This window comes from Leuconostoc palmae, assembly GCF_019656075.1.
GTDB lineage: Bacteria > Bacillota > Bacilli > Lactobacillales > Lactobacillaceae > Leuconostoc > Leuconostoc palmae.
Genome location: NZ_BPKZ01000001.1, coordinates 75,883 through 99,355, shown reverse-complemented (window position 1 = coordinate 99,355; position 23,473 = coordinate 75,883). Strand labels below are relative to the sequence as shown.

General features: G+C 35.9%; 25 protein-coding genes, 2 tRNA genes, 1 pseudogene, 1 riboswitch and 1 other annotated feature. Of the genes and pseudogenes, 14 read left to right on the top strand and 14 right to left on the bottom strand.

From position 1 onward, the window contains the following. Nucleotides 1-12: 12 nt before the first annotated feature. A complete protein-coding gene (locus K5Q12_RS00480; protein ID WP_220741808.1) occupies nt 13-1,959 on the top strand; it encodes a DNA/RNA helicase domain-containing protein in 1,947 nt (648 codons plus the stop codon). A gap of 93 nt (nt 1,960-2,052) precedes the next feature. On the opposite strand, the gene K5Q12_RS00475 is transcribed toward K5Q12_RS00480, so the two are convergent. Then, nucleotides 2,053-2,124 (bottom strand) — tRNA-Glu (locus K5Q12_RS00475). Between the two features lie 186 nt (nt 2,125-2,310). Between K5Q12_RS00475 and K5Q12_RS00470 the strand changes: the two genes are divergently transcribed. The 9 genes and pseudogenes from K5Q12_RS00470 (at nt 2,311) to K5Q12_RS00435 (ending at nt 9,203) form a co-directional block, all read left to right on the top strand. Beyond that, nucleotides 2,311-2,700, top strand: coding sequence for a UTRA domain-containing protein (locus K5Q12_RS00470; RefSeq protein WP_220741965.1), 390 nt, complete (start codon nt 2,311-2,313; stop codon nt 2,698-2,700). Continuing rightward, nucleotides 2,649-2,981, top strand: a pseudogene (locus tag K5Q12_RS00465) (HAD-IA family hydrolase); the annotation flags it as partial. The gene K5Q12_RS00470 and the pseudogene K5Q12_RS00465, both read left to right, overlap by 52 nt. A gap of 119 nt (nt 2,982-3,100) precedes the next feature. Further along, nucleotides 3,101-3,511, top strand: coding sequence for an ATP-binding cassette domain-containing protein (locus K5Q12_RS07290; RefSeq protein WP_281418924.1), 411 nt, complete (start codon nt 3,101-3,103; stop codon nt 3,509-3,511). Further along, nucleotides 3,397-3,966 (top strand): ATP-binding cassette domain-containing protein, encoded by a 570-nt coding sequence (locus tag K5Q12_RS07215; RefSeq protein ID WP_505744180.1) that lies wholly within the window; start codon nt 3,397-3,399, stop codon nt 3,964-3,966. Before K5Q12_RS07290 ends, K5Q12_RS07215 begins: the two co-directional genes overlap by 115 nt. 2 nt (nt 3,967-3,968) lie before the next feature. Next, on the top strand, nt 3,969-4,715 hold the full coding sequence (locus K5Q12_RS00455) for an MFS transporter permease (protein ID WP_220741807.1): 747 nt from the start codon (nt 3,969-3,971) through the stop codon (nt 4,713-4,715). A 29-nt stretch (nt 4,716-4,744) separates the two neighbouring features. Next, a complete protein-coding gene (locus tag K5Q12_RS00450) occupies nt 4,745-5,212 on the top strand; it encodes a LytTR family DNA-binding domain-containing protein (RefSeq protein WP_220741806.1) in 468 nt (155 codons plus the stop codon). Next, nucleotides 5,199-5,600 (top strand): DUF3021 family protein, encoded by a 402-nt coding sequence (locus K5Q12_RS00445; RefSeq protein ID WP_220741805.1) that lies wholly within the window; start codon nt 5,199-5,201, stop codon nt 5,598-5,600. Before K5Q12_RS00450 ends, K5Q12_RS00445 begins: the two co-directional genes overlap by 14 nt. 87 nt (nt 5,601-5,687) lie before the next feature. After that, a complete protein-coding gene (locus K5Q12_RS00440; protein WP_220741804.1) occupies nt 5,688-7,769 on the top strand; it encodes a DNA topoisomerase in 2,082 nt (693 codons plus the stop codon). 81 nt (nt 7,770-7,850) lie between these two features. After that, nucleotides 7,851-9,203, top strand: coding sequence for an MFS transporter (locus tag K5Q12_RS00435; protein WP_220741803.1), 1,353 nt, complete (start codon nt 7,851-7,853; stop codon nt 9,201-9,203). A 38-nt stretch (nt 9,204-9,241) separates the two neighbouring features. Here the strand turns inward: K5Q12_RS00435 and tenA are convergent, their stop codons facing one another. The 7 genes from tenA to K5Q12_RS00405 all read right to left on the bottom strand — a co-directional run bounded on the left by tenA (nt 9,242) and on the right by K5Q12_RS00405 (nt 13,515). After that, nucleotides 9,242-9,913, bottom strand: a complete 672-nt coding sequence (gene tenA / locus K5Q12_RS00430; protein WP_220741802.1) for a thiaminase II — start codon at nt 9,911-9,913, stop codon at nt 9,242-9,244. An 11-nt stretch (nt 9,914-9,924) separates the two neighbouring features. Next, on the bottom strand, nt 9,925-10,587 hold the full coding sequence (locus K5Q12_RS00425) for an energy-coupling factor transporter transmembrane component T family protein (RefSeq protein ID WP_220741801.1): 663 nt from the start codon (nt 10,585-10,587) through the stop codon (nt 9,925-9,927). Beyond that, nucleotides 10,584-11,993: an ABC transporter ATP-binding protein gene (locus K5Q12_RS00420; RefSeq protein ID WP_220741800.1), complete on the bottom strand. Its 1,410-nt coding sequence runs from the start codon at nt 11,991-11,993 to the stop codon at nt 10,584-10,586. The genes K5Q12_RS00425 and K5Q12_RS00420 overlap by 4 nt, the downstream gene beginning before the upstream one ends. Continuing rightward, nucleotides 11,986-12,567, bottom strand: a complete 582-nt coding sequence (locus K5Q12_RS00415) for an ECF transporter S component (protein WP_220741799.1) — start codon at nt 12,565-12,567, stop codon at nt 11,986-11,988. Before K5Q12_RS00415 ends, K5Q12_RS00420 begins: the two co-directional genes overlap by 8 nt. Before the next feature lie 125 nt (nt 12,568-12,692). After that, nucleotides 12,693-12,783: riboswitch (TPP riboswitch) on the bottom strand. Nucleotides 12,784-12,854: 71 nt separating this feature from the next. Continuing rightward, nucleotides 12,855-13,121 carry a GNAT family N-acetyltransferase gene (locus tag K5Q12_RS07105; RefSeq protein WP_246570415.1) on the bottom strand — a complete coding sequence of 89 codons (267 nt, stop codon included), beginning with the start codon at nt 13,119-13,121 and terminating at the stop codon, nt 12,855-12,857. Nucleotides 13,122-13,145: 24 nt separating this feature from the next. Further along, a complete protein-coding gene (locus K5Q12_RS07100) occupies nt 13,146-13,373 on the bottom strand; it encodes a hypothetical protein (RefSeq protein ID WP_246570413.1) in 228 nt (75 codons plus the stop codon). 70 nt (nt 13,374-13,443) lie between these two features. Beyond that, a tRNA-Gln gene (locus K5Q12_RS00405) sits at nt 13,444-13,515 on the bottom strand. A gap of 109 nt (nt 13,516-13,624) precedes the next feature. Here K5Q12_RS00405 and K5Q12_RS00400 point away from each other — a divergent pair. The 3 genes from K5Q12_RS00400 to K5Q12_RS00390 all read left to right on the top strand — a co-directional run bounded on the left by K5Q12_RS00400 (nt 13,625) and on the right by K5Q12_RS00390 (nt 16,151). Then, nucleotides 13,625-14,134, top strand: coding sequence for a phosphatidylglycerophosphatase A family protein (locus tag K5Q12_RS00400; RefSeq protein ID WP_220741798.1), 510 nt, complete (start codon nt 13,625-13,627; stop codon nt 14,132-14,134). 164 nt (nt 14,135-14,298) lie between these two features. Next, nucleotides 14,299-15,441, top strand: coding sequence for an N-acetylglucosamine-6-phosphate deacetylase (nagA, locus tag K5Q12_RS00395; protein WP_220741797.1), 1,143 nt, complete (start codon nt 14,299-14,301; stop codon nt 15,439-15,441). Nucleotides 15,442-15,443: 2 nt separating this feature from the next. Beyond that, nucleotides 15,444-16,151 (top strand): GntR family transcriptional regulator, encoded by a 708-nt coding sequence (locus K5Q12_RS00390; RefSeq protein WP_220741796.1) that lies wholly within the window; start codon nt 15,444-15,446, stop codon nt 16,149-16,151. Between the two features lie 28 nt (nt 16,152-16,179). Here K5Q12_RS00390 and K5Q12_RS00385 read toward each other — a convergent pair whose 3' ends face one another. The 6 genes from K5Q12_RS00385 to K5Q12_RS00360 form a co-directional block, all read right to left on the bottom strand. After that, a complete protein-coding gene (locus K5Q12_RS00385; protein WP_220741795.1) occupies nt 16,180-16,875 on the bottom strand; it encodes a methionine ABC transporter permease in 696 nt (231 codons plus the stop codon). After that, nucleotides 16,872-17,957 carry a methionine ABC transporter ATP-binding protein gene (locus K5Q12_RS00380; protein ID WP_220741794.1) on the bottom strand — a complete coding sequence of 362 codons (1,086 nt, stop codon included), beginning with the start codon at nt 17,955-17,957 and terminating at the stop codon, nt 16,872-16,874. Before K5Q12_RS00380 ends, K5Q12_RS00385 begins: the two co-directional genes overlap by 4 nt. Nucleotides 17,958-17,975: 18 nt before the next feature. Beyond that, nucleotides 17,976-19,319 carry a M20/M25/M40 family metallo-hydrolase gene (locus tag K5Q12_RS00375; protein WP_220741793.1) on the bottom strand — a complete coding sequence of 448 codons (1,344 nt, stop codon included), beginning with the start codon at nt 19,317-19,319 and terminating at the stop codon, nt 17,976-17,978. Nucleotides 19,320-19,376: 57 nt separating this feature from the next. Beyond that, nucleotides 19,377-20,222, bottom strand: a complete 846-nt coding sequence (locus K5Q12_RS00370; protein ID WP_220741792.1) for a MetQ/NlpA family ABC transporter substrate-binding protein — start codon at nt 20,220-20,222, stop codon at nt 19,377-19,379. Between the two features lie 107 nt (nt 20,223-20,329). Next, nucleotides 20,330-21,181, bottom strand: a complete 852-nt coding sequence (locus tag K5Q12_RS00365) for a MetQ/NlpA family ABC transporter substrate-binding protein (RefSeq protein WP_220741791.1) — start codon at nt 21,179-21,181, stop codon at nt 20,330-20,332. 83 nt (nt 21,182-21,264) lie between these two features. Then, nucleotides 21,265-21,532 (bottom strand) — a binding site (T-box leader). A gap of 45 nt (nt 21,533-21,577) precedes the next feature. After that, nucleotides 21,578-22,252, bottom strand: coding sequence for a YoaK family protein (locus K5Q12_RS00360; RefSeq protein WP_220741790.1), 675 nt, complete (start codon nt 22,250-22,252; stop codon nt 21,578-21,580). A 138-nt stretch (nt 22,253-22,390) separates the two neighbouring features. On the opposite strand from K5Q12_RS00360, the gene K5Q12_RS00355 reads away from it, so the two are divergent. Further along, the gene (locus tag K5Q12_RS00355; RefSeq protein ID WP_373306129.1) at nt 22,391-23,473 is read left to right on the top strand and encodes a DUF2207 domain-containing protein; all 1,083 of its coding nucleotides are present in this window, start codon (nt 22,391-22,393) and stop codon (nt 23,471-23,473) included.

The following is a 23,473-nucleotide window of genomic DNA, read 5'->3' as shown; positions in this document are numbered from 1 at the left end:
GATAATAATTCTATGAAACTGTATGAACTAATTAGGCAAAAAAGAGAAGAAAAAGGCTATACGCAAGATGATGTTGCACAGATTTTGAATGTGACAAGACAGGCTGTTCAGAACTGGGAAAAGAATAAACGTGCGATTCCAAATGAATTATTGGCAGACTATTTTGAACTCCTTGGTTTTAATGCGCAAGAAATTTTATCGGTGTTTGGATTTATTGATAACGGTAATTTACAATTATCCGAGATTGACTATTCGCAACGAGCACTTGATGATTTTGCTCAAACAGCAGAGGATACAATTCTTACAAATTATCCAACGGTTTATTTAGGCATTGGTAAAAAGACAAACCAACATTCCGGTGTCGCAAAACAATTAGTTTATGTTGGGGAAGCTAGTTCTATTGTTCGGAGAACAAATCAACACTTAAAATCTCAAGGCGATAAGCTTAACGCTATAAAAGATGATTCAGATGATCAAAGCGAAACTTTATATATTATCGGACATTCGAGATTTAATAAGTCAGCGACATTAGAAATTGAACAAATGTTTATGGATCATTTGCTCGGTGACGAAAAATTTGAAAAAATCTACAATGGTCGTAATAATGGCCTGTCTAATGACTTCTATGAGCGTGAGGCTTATCGTTCAGGTGTTTTTTCTGAGATTTGGAATAGATTGTACCAAAAGAACATTGTTTCCAGTCTGGAATCTGTTCAAAATTCTGCTCTTTTTGCAAATAGCCCATTTAAATCTCTTAGTTCCGAGCAAGAACATGCAAAAAACGTTATTGGTCTTATGATTGCAGAAACGTTAATTAATGGTTTAAATAACAGCGTAATTAAAGTGCAAGGACTAGCAGGATCTGGAAAAACGGTACTATTATCACAGCTGTTTTATGAAATTTGGAAAAACCCATATCCAGTATTAAACTATGATAGAAAAACAAAGCACCAGGCTTCAATTGTTTTGTTAGTCCGACATGAACAACAACGACGAACTTACGAACAGATTGCACGGAAGTTGAACATGGGCATTGACGTTGTAATGGATGTACCACGGTTTATCAGTATTGGAAAACAAGTTGATGTACTTTTGGTAGATGAAGCTCATCTTTTATGGAGTGGTAATTATGGTCGTGTAAATAAAAATAAATGGCAGCCGGACTTGATAGCATTGCATAAGTTGGCGAGAACAATGGTATTAGTTTATGATCCAAAGCAAGTTACATCTGTTCGAAATAATATTGACGGTAATGAAACGTTATTCAACATCGTGAATGGACCGGATACCAAAACGCTCTATTTAAAAAATCAATGGCGTATACAGGCTAATAAAGAAACACAGCAATGGATTGGAAATTTAGCCCATTTTAAAGAAAATTCTCTTACGATACCGCCAGTTGATGATAATTATCAAATTAAGTTTTTTGATAATGCAAAAGAGTTCAAACTAGCAATTGAAGAGCAAAACCGTGACGTAGGATTAAGTCGAATGGTAGCCACTTACGATTGGAAATATTCACAAGGTTCGCGACCAAAAAATTCTGAATATTGGACAGTTACTTTTGGAGATCAAGTTGTGCCGTGGAATCTTGAATTGTCAAAGGTACAGGAAGCTCAGAAAAAACAAGTTCCATGGCAAGAAATTCCAGAAAGCATTGCTGAAATTGGAAGTGATTTCACAGTTCAAGGTATTGATTTGAATTACGTAGGTATCATTTTGGGGCCATCAGTTATATGGAATGACGAAACGAATGCTTTAGATATCAATGCCGATTTATCTTGTGATCATGCAAAACTTAGAAAACAAAACGGTACATATAACACAATGGAAAATAAGGCTTATTTAAAAAATATTATTAATGTCTTATTGACGCGAGGTGTCCATGGTGTATATGTCTATGCTGTAAATGATCAGCTTAGAAAAAAGTTAATCGAAATACAACAGGATGATTCGTAAAATACATGAAAAAAGCTGGTTAATGATAAATTAACCAGCTTTTTTAGCGTCAAATTTAATATAAAAAGCCGCAACCGAAGTTGCGACTTGATATAGCTCGTGAGAGAATCGAACTCTCGATTCCGCCGTGAAAGGGCAGCGTCTTAGCCACTTGACCAACGAGCCATGGTCAGTGATGTCTGATCTGTATCAGACAACTATAATATAATACCAAGTTTTGAGACGGTCGTCAATACCTTTTTTAAAATTCATTGATTTAAATTTAAAATGGTTTCGATTGCTCGACGTTGTTGGTCAGAGACATAGGTCATTAGACGTTGTTGAATATTGGCATCGCTTGTTGCTTGTGCGATGTTGGTTGATGAAGGTTATGCCATGAGAATAAAAGGGAAAGGCACCTTTGTGATTAAGCATAATCGTTATTCATTTCCAATATCGCATGTAGAAAGTTATCGAGAACTGTCAAATCGTTTAGATTTAAAAGAGCATACCCAGTTAATTAGTATTCAGGATGCGGATGTACCAGCTACATTTGAAAATAAAGAGACTGTTGGGCAACCGGCAACAGAGATTACCCGTGTACGCTATCTCGATGACGAACCAGTTATTATTGACCGTGATTATGTTTTAAAAGATGTGATTGCAAGTATTCAGAAGTTGCCAGAGTCGTTGTCCTTGTTTGAGTTAAAGGTTATGTTGCTAGCATTGCCAGTGCATCAAAAAATGCCCCTAACATTTTAAAACAGTTAGAATTGACAGATTATTTTAAAGGTGTGGTAGACCCAAGTACATTATACTTTGGTAAACCAGATCCTGAGATATTTAATCGTGCAGGAGACATTCTGGGATTAGCGCCTCATGAAATTATCGGTTTGGAAGATGCCATTGCTGGTGTGCAGGCTATTAAAGGGGCAGGGCAGACACCACTTGGAGTTGGCGCAGCTGTTGCTGATGAGGCATTGCCATTATGGTTTGCAGATACGTCACAAATTTCTTTGGCTAATATTGAATCAAAGTTGTCTATTAAACGACTAATAGTAGTATCTTATAGCAATTTAAAAACCGCTTATCACAAAAGCGGTTTTTTTGTGTTTTAAAATCATATAGTTAAAGCATTAAAAGTGATGGGGAGAAAAAAGATATGCTTAAACTTAATCGTGTCAAAGTTAATTATGGAAATGTCACAGCACTGGCATTAAATTCTGAATTAGTCATCGATACTAACGATACTGTCGGCGTCATTGGGAGCAACGGTTCTGGAAAATCAACATTAATTAAGGCATTGACTAATCAAGTCAGTTTTCAAGGGACCATTGAGAAACCAGCAAAAATAGCAGTACATTTACAAGAAAATAGTTATCCTAATACCGTGAACTGCCTCACAATCATGGAGGGGTTACTCCAAACTAGTTATAAGAAAGATGAAAAATTGAAAGAATTAGTTCATTTTTTGATTTTGAAAAAAATCTTAGTAAGAAATTTGCGCAACTCTCGGGCGGTCAAAAACAACGTTTGGCCATTATTATGGTGTTATATCAAGATGCCGAACTAACCTGTTTTGATGAATTGAGTACAGGCTTAGATTTTGAAACACGTTATCATTTGATGCAAAAAATTAAAGCTTGGTACGCTAATAAACCAGCTATGGTTTTGATTATTACACATTACTTTGATGAGCTAGAACAATTAGCTAATAAATTATTGATTATTGAAAAAGGACAGTTAGTCGCTTATGATACCACCGTTGCATTATTTGAAAAGCACGTTGGCTATTCAGCTATTCTTATAGAAACTGAAGACATTAACATGTCTCTACCTGATAGTGCACGATTTATTATTGGTGAAAAAAAGCAAACAGCGATTGCTTGTGATGACGTTGAGACTCAGCAAGCAATTATTAGTGAACTCAATCAACACGGGTTACCGTTTTCCGTAACACGAAATAGTGTGACACTAATATATCTGAATGCTTTAGCTGCTGTATCAGCGGAAAGAATAGGTGAGTGATTATGTGGCATTATATGAAGTTTGAATTAAAAAATACGATTGGTTATAGTATTGCAATGATTGTGGGTGGATTATTGCCAATCATATTGGTTATTGGTAACTACCATGACACCAGTAATGTTATGGCGAATCAAGCCCTTGCTAAGAGTCTTTTCTCGACGTTATTACCAATGATTTCTTTAGGATTAGTCATTTTACCTTTTACCATTGCTTTTGGGCGTGATGTCTCGGATGGTGTGACGATGAGATTAGTCTTATTTGGTTATACGATGACAAAACAATTAATTGCTAAATTTGTGTCGGTTTTGATTTTGGTTATTTTGACAACAACTATCTACTGTGTTGTGCTAACTTATGTGTTGCCGTTACCGAGTTTATCTGCCATAAGTCTTATTAATATCTATCTTAGCGTTATGATGCTTTCAGCAGCCTTATTTCTATTATCATTTTCAATTGCGCAGGTTTTCCAAGGATTCAATATGATTCAAGGGATTGCCATGTTATTTTACTTTGGTATTGCATTTTTAACAGGAAGCATGGGATCATTTGATTTACCTAGTACGGTTACAAAAGTCACAGATTGGATACCGTTTAAAGTAATTCGCGAGACACTCACAACACATTGGCAGACTAGTACATTGTTAGATTTCAAAGATGAATTGTTCAAATTAGTTGTATTTTTAATCGTAACAGCTATACTATTTGTTGTAACAAAATCTTATCGTCAATTTAAAACATGCGCAGTCTAATAACTGTGTAGGGTCGCCGGAGATGGACTATGGAAATAAAAATCAATGTTGATGATACATTAGAAGACATCACTGTGGTTATTTCAGGCCATGATATTGAAAAAATGAGTGCTATTGCCAAGCAGTTGCAAAATAAGAAAAAAGAGGCTACAAAAATAGTCATTAAAGCGGCTGACAATATTCATTTTGTTAAACAATCTGATATTTTAGTGGTTGAAAGTTTTGGTAATAATCTTGTATTCACGTTAAAAAATGATCAGCAATTAACCACACGTAAAACATTAAAACAATTTTTACAAGATGATCATAACAACTTATTTGTTCAAATTTCAAAATCAATGGCACTAAATATTAATGCCTTATCTAAAATGGAAGCCGCTTTTTCTGGTAATTATTATGCATTCTTAGTGAATGACGCACGGGTAACTGTGTCTCGAAGATATATCAAATCAATTTTGAACTTATTAGAAGGGGGATTGGAAAATGAATTTAATTAAGCTGATAATAAAATATGTACTTACCGGAATTGCGATTGGATCATTTTTTTCGCTATTATCTGTTACAGTCAGTCAAGTCTATTTGTCTATGCAACAATTTGCATTGCTAATGACAATGAGTGCTTTGATGGGATTAATCTCAATCATTTTCAAATATGATAAGTTATCTTATCTTGTTGTTTTTATTAGTCATTTCATTTTAGAAATGCTAACCTATGCTCTATTTATCTGGTTGAGTTTTGATTCGTTAAAGATAGTCATGAATGCCTTCCCGTCATTTTTAATTATTTATGTGGTTATATTTCTTTATTCAAAATGGCAAAGCCAAGATAATGCTAGACGAATTAACCAACAACTGATGAATAAGAAAAAGACTGATAACTTTTAGTTATCAGTCTTTTTGTGTTTGATTTCTTGATAACGTCACAATCTGTTAAAATAGTTGAGATAACTCTCTAAGAAAGACAAAATCGTCATGCCAAATTATTTGATATTAACTGAAAAACCCTCTGCTGCCGCAAACTTTGCAAAAGCGCTTGGCGGTAAAAAAGGTGTTTTTAATGACTTTTCATACACCATCACTAATTTACGTGGACATGTTATGACATTAAAAGATCCCGAAGAAATGGTGTCGGAAGCGTTGAAAAAACAATACAAATCTTGGTTAGTGAAGCATTTACCTTGGAATTTGGATGATTTTTCTTGGCAACGTACTTACATTCGGCAACGTAATATGCGAACTGGAAAAACAGAGTCCACGAAAAAAATTATTGATGATTTAAAAAAAGAAGCTCAGTCCGGTTACGATGCCATTATCATTGCTACAGATACTGATCCTTCTGGGGAAGGAGAATTATTAGCTTGGGAAGCGCTAGATGCGATCAAGTGGCAAGGACAGGTGCTACGTGCTAATTTTATGGATGAATCTGTCAAAGGCATTCAAACTGCTATGCATAACTTACGAGACGTTTCTGACAAGTTTCAAGATGGTGATTACATCAAAGGGGAAAGTCGGAATCGCTGGGATTTCGCTTCCATGCAGTTAACAAGAATTGCCACAACTGCCGCAAAAAAACAAGGATTTAAAGTTGTGGCACGTCAAGGACGCCTAAAATCTGTTATTATTTGGCAAATTTATCAACAATTGGCAGCCATTAAGCAATATGTTAAAAAGCCTTATTTTGAAGTTAAATTTAAAGATGCTGCTGGGCACGTTTTTGGGCGTATAACACCTGATGGCGAAGTAGTACCGTTTCGTTTTGATAACAAATCAGAAGCTGAAAAAGATATATTGCACTATCATGATAGTGCGGTAGTCAATGAAAAACACCAGACACGAACGCAAGCGCCAGCTAAATTATTAGATTTAGCCGGGTTAGCAGCTATTTTAGCGCCAAAAGGATTTTCTTCAAAAGAAGTATTAAGCACTTATCAAAAAATGTATGAAGCGCAAATTGTCTCTTACCCAAGAACTGAAGACAAAACTGTGACACCGGAACAATTCAATGAGTTATTGCCTAAAATTGATCAAATTGCGCGTGTTGTCGGTGTTGATACAGCTCTTTTAAGGCATCGACAACCGAGGAAAACGCATGTTAAACCGCAAGGTGCTCACGGTGCGAACCGTCCTGGCGAAAATGTGCCAAATGAGTTAGCTAGTTTATCTAAATTTGGGGATAGTGCCCAAGAAATATATCGTGTCTTGGCAAAAAATTATTTAGCTATGCTGGCTGAAGACTATATTTACGATCATGTTACTGCTGATTTACAAGACTATCCTGTATTTAAGACGGCTTACAATGTCCCTATTGCATTAAATTTTAAGGCAGTATATGATGCGCAACGAGCAATTAAAGAAGAGGAAGAAGACGATAGTGTCACAACTGGTTCATTAGGTCCGATAGCGAAGCCTTATCTCCACGAAGGGGCTAATAAGAAGCCGCAAGCGCCCACAACAAAATGGATTATGGCATTTTTAGAAAAACATAATGTTGGAACAGGTGCTACACGTGTATCAACATTGTCCGAAATGTCACGCGGTACAAAAGCGATGATTAAAGAAGCACGAGGTAAATTAACATTAACAGAAACCGGTAATGTTTCTGCGGTTATGGTAAAAGATACTTGGATTGCTTCACCTAAAATTACCAAACGATTGTTTGAAATGATGGATCAAGTTGGTCAATTTGATTTAACAATGCCTAATTTATTATCATCTGTTACAAAAGTTGTTGAACATGATATGCCAATTATGTTGGCTAATGCTGAACAACTAGAATTATTGTTAGGGAAACCAAAAGCCGTAGCTAAAAAGCCGATAACTGAGAAAGTTACAGCAGAATTTAAAGGAGAAACGATTAGTTTTGCCAAAGTATGGGGGAATCATACTTTTACTGATGATGAACTCAAACAATTAATTGAAGGGAAAGAGATTAGTTTTTCAGCAAAATCAAAACGTGGGGCAAGCTACATAGCAACTGGAAAATTAGCAAAACAAACGTTTAAAGGTACCACATTTTATGGGTTTAAATTAAATCCGAAACCAAGACGAGCATAGTTGTGATGACTGTGTTTTTTTATTGATTGGCAAAAAATTCGCAAATAGTTTAGAATGATTATAAATAAAGGAGGTTATTTTATGTTTAAAAATGTGAGACAGTTGACACCGTTTTCACTAGTATTACTAGCGATATCATTTACAATGTCAATTAGTCAATCAACAATGACAACAGCGTATCCAATATTAATGTCTAGCTTTCATGTTGATGCGAGTACAGTGCAGTGGTTAACAACCGGTTTCATGGTTGCCATGACTTTAGTTATGCCTTTGAGTCCATGGTTGTTAAATAATGTTAAATTGAAAATACTTCTCAATGCCATCGTTGGATTATTTTTATTAGGGACTTTGATTGCCATGCTGACACCTAATTTTCTAGGTATCATTATTGGTCGTTTATTGGAGGGGATGGCTGTCGGTGCCTTATTTCCCACTTTTCAAAGTGTGATCATAGAAAATACCAGCAAAGAAAAGCGTGGGGTTACAATGGGTGTTGTTGGGTTAGTTATGGGGTCAGCACTTGCTGTAGGACCAATTATTTCTGGTGTCGTTTTACAATGGGTATCTTGGCGTGCGCTTTTTGCATTATTCTTAGTTATTTTAGTCACTATAATCTTGAGTTGCCAACATTTAATTGAAAATACACATGAGATGAAACCATCTCAGTTTGACTGGACATCAGCTATTACTTTAATTGGTTTTGGCGGTATTTTATATGATATTTCAAGTCTAAAAAGCATGGGTATTAATGCAATTTGGTGGACTATTATGGTCATTAGTGTATTTTTGTTATTTATCTTTGTGGTACGTCAGTTTAAGTTAAACACCCCCTTTTTAGATTTAAAAGTGTTAACGTATAAAGGGTATTTGCCAGGATTACTGTTAACTGGTGTTTCATATTCAGGCTTAATCATCGCAACAGTGTTAATGCCACTATTTTATCAACAAGTGTTTCATTTGACACCATTATGGTCTGGTTTGTTAATGGTGCCTGCTGCAGTTTTTCTAAGTCAATTAAATCCACGGACAGGTAAATTATTAAATCAAATTGGGTTAAAAAAGTTAGTTTATATCGGTATGATTATGATGATTGTAGGATATGGTTTATTAGCCTTAGTTGGGATAAAGTCTTGGTTAATTGGCCTTGTGGCCGCCATGCTTCTTGAAGGGGGTAATGCCTTTGTTATGATGCCAGCTGTGACAGCTGCTAATAATGTATTACCTAAATCATTAGTCAGTCACGGTACAGCATTAATTACGACAATGCGTCAAGTCATTGGGGCAGGTAGTGTGGTAGTTGCTTCATTATTGATTACCTATTTTGATACGAATAAAACAATTGGTTCATCATTAATGAAGACAAGTGCATGGTTTGTTATCGTACCAGTATTAGGCATTATACTAGGGATGCAGTTAAAAAATAAAAGTGAATAATAAAAAAGGATAGACTGAATAGCTATCCTTTTTTATTATTAGAATTCAAATTGCCAATGATTTTGATACCAAGCTGCGTTCCAAAAGTGCCATTCCATTTCTAAACTAAACAAGAATGTCTGAGTGACCTGTTCTTTTTCGATAGCACTAAGACTTTCTACTGCACGATTGAGAGATTTAAAACGCCAATCATTGTAATCAGGCATTTCTGTATTAAATTGTGGTGCATAAAGTTCAATCCATTCTTTTAATGGATTATTAGCATGATTAGCACCACGTGAGACAAGCTTTTCGCCAATTATAGCATAGCTCCATGCGCAAGGTAAAAGAGCTGCAATTGTATCGGCATAAGTACCATGATATGCAGCTGTGTACATGTGATCTGTATAGCGTTTTGTTTCAGGTTCACATCGCCAATTTTCAACTTGATGTCCTGTGATATCGAGTATAATCTGGTGTGCACGTGACTCATTTTGGACAAATTGAGCTGTTGCTAGAAAATTATCGATATCTTCTGAGCATGTTGCTTTTGTTATGGCTAATGCAGTAACGCGTAAATAATCTTTCAGATAGTGTTCATCTTGTTCAACATAATAATTTAAAACGTTATCGGGCACATGACCATTACCGATTGCTTCAACAAATGGATGTACCATGATAGCATCCATAATGGGTTGTGCTTGTTTAAGTAATTTATCAGAAAAAGACATGACGATACTCCTTAATACCAATGCGGTAGTAATAATATTTGGAAAGCGACAAGAATAATAGTAGCGATAATCCAATCGTGTTTTTTAATATGCACTACTGTGAGGTGTGTTCTGCGAGCGCCTTCCGTAAAACCATGGCTAACCATACCTTCAGCTAAATTTTGTGACCAGCGAATGGCTGATAAAATAGCTTTAAAGTAAAGCTGTGGATGCCATATATGCAAGGTATTCCCACGCATTTGTGCGGCTATTCTAATAGTTTTGATTTGCTGGTTGACAGCTGGAATAAAATTGAGTACCCCAACTAAGGCATAAACAAATGTTGTACTCAAATGTGCGCGTTGTGCTAACGTTTCTAAAAATAATGTACGTTCATCAGTTAACTTTAGGGTAAACAATCCACCTAACCATAGATAGGCAAAGACACGTGTTAACATGACCCAAGCCATATGCACATGATCACCAGTACCAAAATACATTAGCGAAAACCATGAGCCTAATCCAGGCAAAATGGGGAGCAGAACTAGCCAAAGCCATTGACGCCAATTAATTTTTAAAACAAGGTAAAGAAGGGCACTGATGCAGACAAGTATCAAATTAATTGTGACACTTTTAATAAATGTTAACTCTAAAGCGATGATCATGATTGTGCCAAATTTAATTAAAGGATTCATGATTTGGTACCTCGATAAATGAGTTGTTGATGATCAAACGATAGATGGTAATCAAACCAATGTGTTACAACATGTAACTGATGGCTGATGACGATGATAGTTTGATTTTGTTGTCGGGTAACTTCATCAATAACAGCTAACAAGTTTTGTTGAGATAGGCTATCTAATCCCGCTAAAGGTTCATCAAATAGCAACACAGGTGAATTAGTCATTAACATGAGTAAAACTTGAAGTTTTTTTTGTTGCCCACCAGATAATTGATAAACAATATGATTTTCAAGGCCTGCTAAGTCTAAACGTTTCAGTAAACTACTTAGTTGTTCATTTGACCATAACTTTGGTTGTAAACTTGTTTTTTGGGCCTGTTTGAGTTCTTCTTCAACTGTCATTGCAAGGAATTGTTGTTCTGCATTTTGAAATACTAATGCGACATCTCGAACATGATATTTGTTTTTTCGTTTAGCAATATCTTGTGATTGGAAAAATATTTTACCACTATAAGGATATAATTTGACCAATGCATTAAATAATGTTGATTTACCAACACCATTAGGACCAGTTATCAGTGTTTTTTTACCTTTAAAAAAAGATAAAGTAGCAGAATCAAGTAACAAACGCTCACCATTTTTAATTTGAACAGATGATAAGTCAATAATAGATTCAGTTTGCATAGGCAATGAAGTGACAACTTTTGGGGTAATCGTTGATTGAGATAAAATATGAGTCCGTTCAGTTGCATTGGCTTGATGTAATTCTCCTACAGACAGGATGAATATATCATCAATAATATCTGCATAACCACTCCAATCATGATCAGCAATCAGGACTGTTTTACCTTTAAGTTGATATTTTTTAATTAGTTGGATTAAGTCCAATCTTGCTGCAAGATCAACATTGGCAAAAGGCTCGTCTAGTAATAAATAGTCACTGTCAGCAGCTAAAACTGCCGCCAAAGCAATTTTTTGTTTTTCACCGCCAGATAAAGTCATTAAATCATGAAACATGAAATCTTGCATGCCAACCTGAGTGATAGCTTTTTCAATGCGATTAGGAATTTCGTTAGCGTCAATTTGTAAATTCTCAAGTGTGAACTGCAACTCTTCAAAAGGTGTTTCCATTACAAATTGACGTGAAGGGTTTTGAAATAAATAGCCAATGTGTGTGACACGTTGAAAAGGGACAATATCATCAACTGAATAGCCATCTAAAGTTAATGTACCAGACAGCTGCCCACCACTAAAAGTGGGATAAAGACCTGATAAGAGCTTTAACAACGTTGATTTGCCACTACCACTTGGCCCAACTAACAAATTAAACGACCCCGGCTTGAGTTGTAAAGTAACGTTCTTTAAGATTGGATGATCATTGTAGGCAAAAGTCACTTGATCAATTTTAAAATTAGCCACGTTTTAGCACACCAGATTTTTCGATTAGTTTTTGAATAGCAATAACTAGTACACCACCAAAAAATAATAGAGAGACAAAACGAGTTAAAAATAGCCCGATCAGTAATCCAATATGATATGATGCATAACCATCACGGAATAAAGACCAAACAAAGGTTATAACTGCTCCAGTAAAAGCAGAGACAAAGATACCACGCCAATGCCAGTCTTTATAACCTAGTAGCGCAAATCCAGCTTCTGAACCGATACCTTGAACAAGGCCTGACAAAAGGGTAGCAACACCCCATTGACCGCCAATCAACATTTCTACTGCTGCAGCAAACACTTCACCAAGAATACCAGCCCCAGCTTGGCGAATTAAAATACTGGCTAAAGGAGCAGCCATCATCCAACCACCTAGTATCATATCATTGGCAAATGGTGCTAATCCAAATGGTGTGAGTGCTGCTGATAAAATATTATATACTGGGCCAAGTATCCAGAATATAAATCCAATAAAGACAGCGACAAAAGCCAGAAGTAATACATCACGTAACGCCCAGCGTGTTCGCTTTGATTTTGAAACAGTTTGCATATAAATATGCCTCCATAAAATTATTTGTAGTTTGTATTTTATGTCTGGCAAAGTGCAATAGTCATCTGTATTTTAGACAAAATAAAAACGCTCGGTTATTTATGAACCAAGCGTTTGCTAAAATACACATTAAAGCGCAATGCTCCCTGCGCTGGTACTAACCAGATCAGGTTCAATGGGTTTTATCTCAGCCAAATGGCACCCCAGATTGTCAAATATTAAACTACAGGTTAAATTTAACACATGTTGTCGAGAGATGCAATTTTTTTATTAAACTCAATGTTAAATTATTGTTCAGATCGTAATATACCGTACTTAACAGAATCATAGTATTGACCTTGCCAATAACGAACCTGACGAATACTACCTTCATGAACTAAACCAGCTTTTTCACTAACTTTAAGCATACCTTGATTGCCAGACCAGGTCGTTAATCCGATATGTGGTAAGTCTTTGTGAAGGTTAAATAATTCTGATAACCATTGCTTGATTGCTATTGTAGCAATGCCCTGATCCCAGTTGTGTTTCTGGTAAATTAAAATGCCAATCTCCAACCAGTATTCTAAGTGACCATCTACCTAATACGCTGATACTTCACCAACAATTTCTTGATTTGACCAGATTAAACGATGGTGATCGTTGAAAAGATGTGAACGATTACTGTTAAATTGAGACCAACTAGGTACTGGATCATTAAAGTAGGGACCATTAAAAGCCATCCATTCTTTATCAGATGATGTCCCATACTTGACTTCATATACATATTTAATAGTGGCTTCTGAAAATGGTTCGAGTTTAATTGACATCTTATAACCCCCAAGTGGCACTATAATTGATTTTTCGTATAAAAAAAACAGTCTACAGACTGTTTAGAAATTGCCCCTGTTGGATTCGAACCAACGCATAGTGGCACCAGAAGCCACCGCCTTACCGCTTGGCCAAGGGGCAATTACTCTATATATTTTACAGTGTTACATTGCAGATTGCAAGTTGAAAAATTAGCTTTGATAAACAAATGTTTTTTAGTTATACTTAGTGACATAATAAGGGGGATACTATGCAATACGCAACCTATGAAAATACAGTTGAAAAGTTAAAGCGACATCATATCGATATTCGTGCAATCGCGCAAATTGCTTATGACAGCGAAAAAGCCTACCTACCAGAATTATCGATTATACAAGTTGAAGAAGCTGTTATAAGTATTTTGCATAAACGTGTTGTTCAACATCAAATTTGGGTCGCATTAGAGCTTGATAGACTTGCAGAAGCAGGACTACTTGAATCTCCCTTACAAGATTTAGTTGCAAATGATGATTCTTTGTTTGGAGTTGATGAAACACTTGCTACTGCGATTGCAATGTCCTATGATACGATTGGTGTTACCAATTATGGATATATTGATAAACTTAAAATAGGGTTAGTCGGTGAACTAGATAGAAAAGGGAAAGCAACTGCTGCTGTGACAACATTTGCAGATGATATTGTCGGTGCATTAGCTGCTGCTGCTGCTTCTAAGGTAGCCCATAAGTATGCTTCTGGGATAAATGATAGTAAATTAATATAACAATGCTAAAACGCTACGGCGTTTTTTATTTTTAAATTTGCAAAATCGGTCTATACCAATTATAATGGTAAGTAGATGTATAAGGAGGAGAGGTATACAAGTGTCTTTAATAAGTCAGCAACAATGTGCTACTGACAATTAGTTAGACTACCTCGTAACTAATCATGGCAAAACTACTGAAAAATATCGATTTATACACTGGCTATCAACATATGGCTAATGCTTATGTACGTTTTACAGATGTCATTCAAGATGTTGGGTACATGGATACGTTTTCTGAACAGCCAGATGATGAAGTTATTGAAGAAGCCTTAGGCCGTTTAGTAGTACCTGGATTTATTGATGTTCACAAACACGGTGGTTATGGATTAGATACAATGGATGGTGATCCTGACAAACTCAATAAAATGGTTAATCTGATGGTTACAGAGGGTATTACTTCCCTTTTTCCGACAACTATTACGCAATCACCAGAAAACATTGAACGCGCATTAATCACAATTAATCAAGTTGCACAGTATAATCCGGTTATTCAGGGTATTCATTTAGAAGGACCTTTTATTAATAAAGTTTTTATGGGTGCACAGCCTGAAAAATATATTATTAATCCCGATACTAATCTATTAAAAAAATGGTATGCTTTGTCTGGAGAACGTATTAGATTAGTAACCTATGCGCCAGAAAATGGTGGCATACCAGAGTTTGAGTCATTTATGTTAGCACATAATATTGTGCCATCTATTGGTCATTCTAATGCCACGCGAGAGCAACTGTTGCATTCTAGAGCAACACATATTACACATCTATATAATGCACAACGTCCGCTTCATCATCGTGAACCAGGTGTTACTGGGCATGGTATGATAGAGCCATCAATTACTGGGGAATTAATCGCTGATGGTTTTCACATTAAGCCGGATATGCTTGAGTTAGCATTCCGTTTGAAGGGATCTCAACGGTTAGAGCTTATTACCGATTCTATGAGAGCAGAAGGGTTAGGTGATGGTATTTCTGAATTAGGTGGTCAAAAAGTAACAGTTAAAGAAAAGCAAGCGCGCTTGGATAATGGACACTTAGCTGGTTCAGTGTTGTCCTATGATGATGCTTTTCGTAATATTCAGACGATGACCTCGGCGAATATTGAAGATGCTGTTCAAATGAGCTCAGTCAATCAAGCGCTAGAGTTTGGTCTGACACAAAAAGGTCACATTGCCATAGGTAAAGATGCTGATCTTAATATTTTCAATAAAAAAGATATGCAATTGCAGTCAACTTATTCAATGGGAAGACGCTTTGTAAGGGAGTAACAATGACAAAGTCCGCTGTACCAAGATATATTCAAATTCATAACCAAATAAAATCAAGGATTGAAGCGGGTGAATGGCAAACTGATAAAAGGTTACCAGCCGAGCGTGATCTAGCCGAAACGTTTAATGTATCACGAATGACCTTGAGACAGGCAATTCAAACACTCGTTGACGAAGGTATTCTTGAACGTAAAGTCGGCTCTGGTACTTATGTTGCTGAACAAAAAGTGTCGGAAAGCGCTTTAGGGATGACGAGTTTCACAGAATTAATGGCCGAAACGGGTCGTGTTGCAACGACTCAATTGATCAGCTATAAGTTTACTTTGCCGTCCAACTCTGAAATGGCACAACTTAATTTGTCAGAAAATGATGAAGTATTGGTTATGGAACGCTTGCGATTAGGGGATAATGAACCAATATTAATCGAGCGAGCTACTTTACCAGCTAAACTTGTCAGCAGTTTTTCACGAACTGACTTAACTGAATCACTCTATTTGACTTTAGAAAAAGTAGGCATTATTCCTGGTCGTGCACAACAAACAATATCTGCTAGTCTAGCAAATGAACGTCTAGCTGAATTATTGCAGATCAAACGTGGTGAGGCTATTTTAAATGTCCGTCAAGTCTCTTTTGATCAAAATGATGTCCCTTTTGAATATGTGCGGTCATCTTATGTAGGGGATAGATTTGAATTTAAATTAATGCGTTAAAAAAGCTTTGGCATATTACCAAAGCTTTTTATTTATGGCTTAACTTTTTAGCTAGAAAATCACCGACTAGCTGAACAATTAATACGAATATTAATACGAGAATTGTTGCGACCCAAGTTGTGTCAGAAGCAAAACGATTATAGCCATACGAAATCGCCATGTTTCCTAACCCACCAGCACCAATGGCACCTGCCATTGCAGTCAAACCAATCAAACTAATGAGCGTGACAGTTGAGACACGGATAATTTCAGAACGACCTTCACGTAAGTAAACACCAAAAACGATATCCCAAAAAGAGGAACCAACAGCTTGGGCAGCTTCAACGATACCACTATCAACTTCAGCTAGTGCGACTTGAACTTGTCGTGCGTAAAAAGGAAAAACACCAAGAGATAGCGGAACTAATGCAGCGGTTGTACCGATTTGTGTCCCGACAAGTATTTTTGTAAATGGCGCAATGGCAGCTAGTAAAATAATGAATGGCACAGCACGGAAAATGGAAACTATTTTATCAAAAAGCCAAAATGCTGTGCGATTTGGGGCAATACCATTTGGCGCTGTAATAACTAAACCAATACCAAAAATCAGGCCTAATAAGCCGCCAAAAATAGCTGACCAAAACGTCATAAATAATGTTTGTGTGATTGCAGTTAGCCAGCCTGTATCGCCTGTCCAACCTTGGTAAACAACGTTAGGAAATGTTTGAGAGAACCATTCATTCATAAGATTTGACCTCCTTTGAGTACATCGATTTTAACATGATGAGATGTAAGTGAAGCACTAGCAGATTTAATTTGCTCAGCATTACCTGAAAGTATTACTAGTAACGAACCAACTGAAGTACCTTGTAATACTTCAATATTGCCATATAAAATGTTAGCCGTAACATTAAATTCTTTAAATAAGCTGGCAATTAATGGCTCATCGGTAGTATCACCAACATAAGATAAACGCACAAAAACTTCGTTTGCACTTAGTTGTTGTACCAAAGATTGTGCAGAAATAGTTTCAATTGCTTTGTCAATATTTGTAGCAGTTTCAATAAACTCTTTGGTTAATTGTTCTTTTGGTTGTGCAAAAATGTCCAATAGAGAACCGCGTTCGATGATTTCGCCATCTTGCATCACAGCAACTTTGTTAGCGACTTCTTTAACAGCTTGCATTTCATGTGTGATTAAAACAATAGTTAATCCTAATTCAGAGTTTAATTTTTTAAGTAACGCTAGAATCTGATTTGTTGTTTTAGGATCCAGTGCTGATGTTGCTTCATCAGATATTAATATTTCAGGATCATTGGCAAGTGCACGGGCAATAGCAACACGTTGTTTTTGTCCACCAGAAAGTTGTGAAGGATACTGCTCAGCACGGTCTGATAAATCAACCAATTCTAATAATTCCTTCACTTTAGCATCTTTTTGAGCCTGAGATAGTGAACTGTGTTGTAGTGCAAATGCAACATTTTCGGTAACAGTACGTTCGTTAAGTAAATTGAAATGTTGAAAAATCATACCAATTTTACGACGGCGATTACGTAAATCTTTAGTTGCTATACGATTTTTAGGACTATTTTCTGAATCAGCTTTAAAAAAAGTTTCGTTATTGACTACAACTGACCCACTTGTAGGTTCTTGTAGAAGGTTAATAACACGAACTAATGTTGATTTTCCAGCACCAGAATAGCCTACGATACCATAGACATCTCCTTTTTCAATATGTACGGAAACATTTTTTACAGCGCGAATTTTGCGTTTCTTTTGATGAAACGTCACATTAATATTATCTAGCGCGATAATTGGATTGGTCATATAGTATACTCCTCTTTGTTACTTCTCAATTTTAGTTTTGTAGCTGTCAATTAATGCTTTGATAACATCAATATGTTGGTAATAGTCAATCAGACGAATATTTTCATTGGGTGCGTGATCATTAGTTTGTGAGTAACCAACGCCAAAACTAGCAACAGGGGCTTGAAAAATATTTTGCACGATTGCCATTGGGCCGGTACCAGGTGAAGTTGGTAAGACACTAGGCTCTTTGTGATAGTAATCTGTTACAGTGCCTATGACTCTCACAATTTCAGGATCAGACATGTCACTTCGGTACCCCGATAATCCTAAAGTCTTCTTAACAACAATATCAGAAAATCCTTGTTTTGTTAAATGTTCTGTTATAAGTTGTAATGTTTTGTCTGGTGACATGTTAGGTACTAGACGTGCTTCTAATTTAGCGGAAGCTTGAGCAGGGAGCACTGTTTTAACGCCTGAGCCATTATACCCTGAAATAATACCTTCCACATTAATGGTGGGTTTGAAATAAAGACTTTCCTTAAAATCAGTGTTATTTCTGTCAGAGTAGAGAGACACTTTTAAGTCGTGTTGTTTAATCAGAGCATCTTGTGTTATTGGGAGACTAGCAACAAGGCTTTTTTCTCGTTCATTTGGTAATAAGACATCTTCATCAAACAACGGTACAGCGATATTTCCTTTTTGATCAAAAAGTGACGCGATAGCTCGTGATAGTCTAATGGGGGCAGAGTCAACTACTGCTGCTAATGAAGAGTGTAGGTCGTTAGCAGCAGTAGTTACACTGAGTTCAAAAGTGACAATACCTTTATTTCCGCCAAAAATTTCTAATGATTCTTGTGCATTTTTACCACCTGATTCCCAAATAATTAAGCTACTCTCTTGGTCGATTACATGTTGTGTCAAGTAGTTTTCTAAATATTGTGACGCGCTTTCTTCTGCACCTTCAATCACAAAAATAATGTTAACTGGTAATTGCTGGTTGTTTTCGTCTAAATATTCTGCGATAGCTGTTAGTCGTGCTGTTAAGTTACCTTTATCATCATTGACACCACGTCCATAGAGTTTACCGTCTTTGTTTAATAACTGCCAAGGATCAGAATGCCAAAGTGACAGAGGTTCTGCTGGTTGAACATCATAATGATTATAAATAACGAGTGTTTTTGCATTTGGCAATGAACTGTCAAATTTAGCTAATATAAATGGGGCAAAAAATTGGTCGTCATAGGTTATGTCAGCGCCTAATTCTGAAAAAGAATTAACAATGAGTTGAGCAGCTTCTGGTAAGTTTGCTGCTTGAGCAGAGATACTAGGAATAGCAATTAGTTTTTCTAATAATTCTAAATAATATTGCCGTAAGGTCATTCTTTTCTCCTGTAAAATTATGTACCTGCAATCAAAATTGCAGATTTTAACCGTGAGTTACTTTTTATAGTCCCATACTGTAATTTCAGCTGTGCCATAATACTTCTTAACTAAATCTTTTGTCTTTTGTGTTTGTAAAGACTTGACAACATCTTTGTACACTTGCTTATCTTTATCCTTTTTGTTGGCAGCAATGAAGTTAAAGTATTGTTCAGAACTCTTATTTAAGCTTTCAATATAAATTGCAGAATCAATATCTAACTTGGCAGACTTTGCAAAGTTTGTATTAACAACAGCAGCGCCAACCGTGGGATCTTTCAATGATGAAGCGGTTTGAGAACCATCAACAGGTGTAATCTTCAAATTTTTAGGATTATCAGTAACATCTTTTGGTGTTGCTTTGTTAGTATCTTTAAGTTTGATCAGACCAGCAGAGGCTAGTAAGTGGAGACCACGATCTTCGTTTGTTGGATCATTAGCAATTGTGACCTGATCACCATCTTTTAGCTCAGAAACATTTTTATACTTATCAGAGTAGATACGCAATGGTGTTGTCCATGTATCACCGATTGAAACAATATCTGTTTTGTACTGTTTGTTCCAATTATCTAAGAAAGGATAGTTTTGGAAAGCATTTAAATCGACATCCCCAGCAGATAGGGCTTTGTTTGGTTGTAGGTAATCTGTAAACTTTTTAGTTTTCAAAGTAATGCCATATTTGTCTTTTGCAGTTTCAGCGACAGATTTCCAAATTTCATCTTCATTTTTGTCACCAGCAATAACACCGATTGTGACCGTTTTGTCAGCGGATTTTGTTTGTCCACCGCCAAAGCTAAAGTAGGCACTTGCTGCAATGACAACTACCGCAACACCACCAATAATCCAATTCGTTTTTTTACTCATAATGTTAATCTCCCGTTTTCTTTTATAGCGATTAATTCGCTGATATCAAATTTGACTTTATGTTCAAATCTGATATCAATGAACTACTATTCATTGATCATCTTAAATTATTTATCAAATTTTGCATCCCATGCTGGTAACTCAGCACCGTTATAAACTTTATTAATAACATCTTTTGTAGTTTGCGTTTGATATGCTTTCACAACATCTTTTAGTGTTTGTTTATCTTTATCTTTGTTATTAGCAGCAATAATATTGACCCATTGATGTGAGTCTTTGTTAATGGGTTCAACAAAGATTGCTTTCTTATAATCTAATCCAGCGGTATCGGCATACGTACCGTTGACTACAGCACCTTGAACATCTGACAATGATCGAGCAGTTTGATCTGCAGCTAACTCTTTAATTTTCAACGACTTAGGGTTTTTTGTAATGTCCTTGATGGTCGCGGTTTTTAGTCCTGACTTTAAATCAATCAGTCCAGCTGCCTTAAGAACATACAGTGCACGGCTTTCGTTTGAAGCATCATTTGGAACAGAGATTGTGTCACCATTTTTGAAATCATCGACATGCTTATAGCTATTTGAGTAAAGTCGAATAGGTGAAATAACGGTATCACCTAAGCTAATAATTTTGTTTCCAGTTGATTTATTTGAGGCATCGAGAAAGGCGTAGTGTTGAAAAGCATTAATATCAATGTCACCCTCAGATAAGGCTTTGTTAGGTTGGTTATAATCTGAAAATTGCTTAAATTTCAATGTAATACCGTATTTCGATTTAGCTGTTTTAGCAACAGAATCCCAGATTTCAGTATCCTGTTTCGATCCTGACATAATACCAACTTTAACAAGTTTATCGTCTTTATTTTCTGAAGTATGATTACCAAAACTGGCATAGCCGATTCCGCCAATAACCACAACTGCAATGCCACCAATAATCCACTTTTTTGCCTGACTCATTCATCTTCTCCTGAAATACATTTTCTACTGCACGACTTTAGAAATAGTGGTAGAAACAAAAAAACCGCCTCTGTATACTTAAATACAGAAGCGGCTGAAATAGCGCGTTACCATTCTGAGTTTTAGACTATTATTACTAATAGTCTGCTCACTAACCATCGGGCATCGGGAGATGATCCTAGCCGAATGGTGTGCCTAGTAACGAAGGCCAATCCGTTGTTAACTAAATGGTAAACCAATTCGCTAACACCAATCACAGGTCATTTTCGTAGTTTTACGCATGCTAATTTACATCAACCATTAGCTTTCTTTGCTTTGTTCAACTATTACTTTTCTGTTCAACTTGTTTATTTCTAAAATCGTTAAACCTAATAATACATACTGCTTTTATATTTGTCAACTATTTTGTTTAGAAAAATCAAAAATTAATAAGAAAATTACAATGAGAATCACACTAGAACCCAATAATGTTGAATTATGCAAAAAATATGATAGTAGTGTTGACACTAGTGCACCAAATAAAAAGGATAAGACAATCAGTGAAAAGAGAATAATATTTTGTCGTGTTTGTTGATCTTTTTTATAAAAATAGGTGGCCAGATTGGCACCAATACTTCTTAAATTACCTGTAGACATGACGCTAGTGAAGGGCAAACCGCGAACTTTTGGGAAAGCATCTAATTGAATAGCAAAGAAAAAAGATAGTAGGGTAATGACTGCTGTACTTGAAATTTGATTACTAATCAAATTAACAGTGGTAATACCTAGTATTTGTACTAAAATGCTATGTTGCTGTGTTGACAGCTTACCTGCTTTAAAGTTGTGTTTTAAAAAGCCATTAAAACATGCACCCAATATGAAGAAGAGTATGGGTAACACAAAGCTAAGCGTTTCTGATATATTACCTTTGGCTATGGCGATACCAGCTTGAATAATATTTCCTGTCTGCAAACTAGCAAAACGATCATCTTGATGTTGAAAAGTATAAGCATCGGCAAATCCAGAGTTCATTGCGAGTAGTAGTGCAATTGGGAGACGCTCATGGACGGGGTGTTTATTAATTTCTAGCATAATCATGTTGACACATCGATTAACATTGAATCGAATTTTATGTGTTGCTCCTACAATAAAGTTATCTTTTAATTTTACGCTATTTTTTGTGATATGTCCGATGTTTGTTAAAATAATAATTATAAAAGGGAGAGCAAGATGCATAAATATGTGATAGTATCGTTGACAATCATCGCCAGTTTCATGTTTAGCATTGAGCTGGTTCAAGCAGATTACAAAATTTCTAATTACCAACAAAATATTCAAATACAATCTGATGGTAATGCATTAGTCACAAAAGAAATTACCTATTCTTTTGATGACAATATGAATGGTATTTACCTTAAAGAAGGACTAAATGCACCAGCAAATAGTCAACAGAATTATACTTGGGGTGGCTTGCAAAGTATTACAGTATCACGTAATGGTGAAAAACCTCAACTAATCAGTCCTAGAAGTGGTAATGAAAGTATTGGTTATGTTGAATCTCTTAGTCCTAATCAGGTCAAAGAAAAAGTATATTATCCGATTAAAAAGCATAATAATATTCAGGTTACTTATCGTTATCAAATTAATAATGTGGTAACAAATTGGGATGATGTATCTGAAATTAACTGGCTAATGATAACTAACTGGGATGTGGCATTAAACCACGTAAACATAACCCTAACATTACCTCAAAAGCCAGACAGAGTTTTAAAAGCATGGGTGCATAATCGAGATATTTACAGTGGGCATGTTCGTGTTGATCAAAAAAATGCTAAGTTAATAGTTACGACAAATAAAATCAGTAAGAATGAACGATTAGAGTTGCGGACTTATTTTAGTAATTCTCAAACGCCTTTAAATCAAAATAAGCAACCAGGGAAACGCGCACAAATAATCTCTAACCAAGAAGGGGCTATCGTTGTTAAAAACAATGCTAAATTAAAACGCATCGCAATCATTGGGTTGATTGTATTACCTCTTGTCATCTTAGTTATTGCTATTTTTTCAATTATAATGACACTGCGTACAAGACAACAACTAAAGTTTGCCCGACAAAGAAGTGGCGTAGATAAATCAATAGTTCATATTTATGATATACCCAATGATTTAGGTCCAGCAATTGTTAATTCACGTATTCGGGGGAAAGCTACACATGCAAATTTAATTGTTGCTACGTTAATGGATTTGATTGCTAGGCACAAAGTAGTTTTGTCTTATACTGATGTTGTAAAAGTTGATCAGGTAACTTATTAG

What these genes read in the sequence shown, in the direction of transcription:
- K5Q12_RS00480 (WP_220741808.1), top strand. Translation starts at nt 13, where the DNA reads ATGAAACTGTATGAACTAATTAGGCAAAAAAGAGAAGAAAAAGGCTAT.
- K5Q12_RS00470 (WP_220741965.1), top strand. Translation starts at nt 2,311, where the DNA reads ATGTTGGTTGATGAAGGTTATGCCATGAGAATAAAAGGGAAAGGCACC.
- K5Q12_RS07290 (WP_281418924.1), top strand. Translation starts at nt 3,101, where the DNA reads ATGCTTAAACTTAATCGTGTCAAAGTTAATTATGGAAATGTCACAGCA.
- K5Q12_RS00455 (WP_220741807.1), top strand. Translation starts at nt 3,969, where the DNA reads ATGTGGCATTATATGAAGTTTGAATTAAAAAATACGATTGGTTATAGT.
- K5Q12_RS00450 (WP_220741806.1), top strand. Translation starts at nt 4,745, where the DNA reads ATGGAAATAAAAATCAATGTTGATGATACATTAGAAGACATCACTGTG.
- K5Q12_RS00445 (WP_220741805.1), top strand. Translation starts at nt 5,199, where the DNA reads ATGAATTTAATTAAGCTGATAATAAAATATGTACTTACCGGAATTGCG.
- K5Q12_RS00440 (WP_220741804.1), top strand. Translation starts at nt 5,688, where the DNA reads ATGCCAAATTATTTGATATTAACTGAAAAACCCTCTGCTGCCGCAAAC.
- K5Q12_RS00435 (WP_220741803.1), top strand. Translation starts at nt 7,851, where the DNA reads ATGTTTAAAAATGTGAGACAGTTGACACCGTTTTCACTAGTATTACTA.
- tenA (WP_220741802.1), bottom strand. Translation starts at nt 9,913, where the DNA reads ATGTCTTTTTCTGATAAATTACTTAAACAAGCACAACCCATTATGGAT.
- K5Q12_RS00425 (WP_220741801.1), bottom strand. Translation starts at nt 10,587, where the DNA reads ATGAATCCTTTAATTAAATTTGGCACAATCATGATCATCGCTTTAGAG.
- K5Q12_RS00415 (WP_220741799.1), bottom strand. Translation starts at nt 12,567, where the DNA reads ATGCAAACTGTTTCAAAATCAAAGCGAACACGCTGGGCGTTACGTGAT.
- K5Q12_RS07100 (WP_246570413.1), bottom strand. Translation starts at nt 13,373, where the DNA reads ATGTCAATTAAACTCGAACCATTTTCAGAAGCCACTATTAAATATGTA.
- K5Q12_RS00400 (WP_220741798.1), top strand. Translation starts at nt 13,625, where the DNA reads ATGCAATACGCAACCTATGAAAATACAGTTGAAAAGTTAAAGCGACAT.
- nagA (WP_220741797.1), top strand. Translation starts at nt 14,299, where the DNA reads ATGGCAAAACTACTGAAAAATATCGATTTATACACTGGCTATCAACAT.
- K5Q12_RS00390 (WP_220741796.1), top strand. Translation starts at nt 15,444, where the DNA reads ATGACAAAGTCCGCTGTACCAAGATATATTCAAATTCATAACCAAATA.
- K5Q12_RS00385 (WP_220741795.1), bottom strand. Translation starts at nt 16,875, where the DNA reads ATGAATGAATGGTTCTCTCAAACATTTCCTAACGTTGTTTACCAAGGT.
- K5Q12_RS00380 (WP_220741794.1), bottom strand. Translation starts at nt 17,957, where the DNA reads ATGACCAATCCAATTATCGCGCTAGATAATATTAATGTGACGTTTCAT.
- K5Q12_RS00375 (WP_220741793.1), bottom strand. Translation starts at nt 19,319, where the DNA reads ATGACCTTACGGCAATATTATTTAGAATTATTAGAAAAACTAATTGCT.
- K5Q12_RS00370 (WP_220741792.1), bottom strand. Translation starts at nt 20,222, where the DNA reads ATGAGTAAAAAAACGAATTGGATTATTGGTGGTGTTGCGGTAGTTGTC.
- K5Q12_RS00365 (WP_220741791.1), bottom strand. Translation starts at nt 21,181, where the DNA reads ATGAGTCAGGCAAAAAAGTGGATTATTGGTGGCATTGCAGTTGTGGTT.
- K5Q12_RS00360 (WP_220741790.1), bottom strand. Translation starts at nt 22,252, where the DNA reads ATGCTAGAAATTAATAAACACCCCGTCCATGAGCGTCTCCCAATTGCA.
- K5Q12_RS00355 (WP_373306129.1), top strand. Translation starts at nt 22,391, where the DNA reads ATGCATAAATATGTGATAGTATCGTTGACAATCATCGCCAGTTTCATG.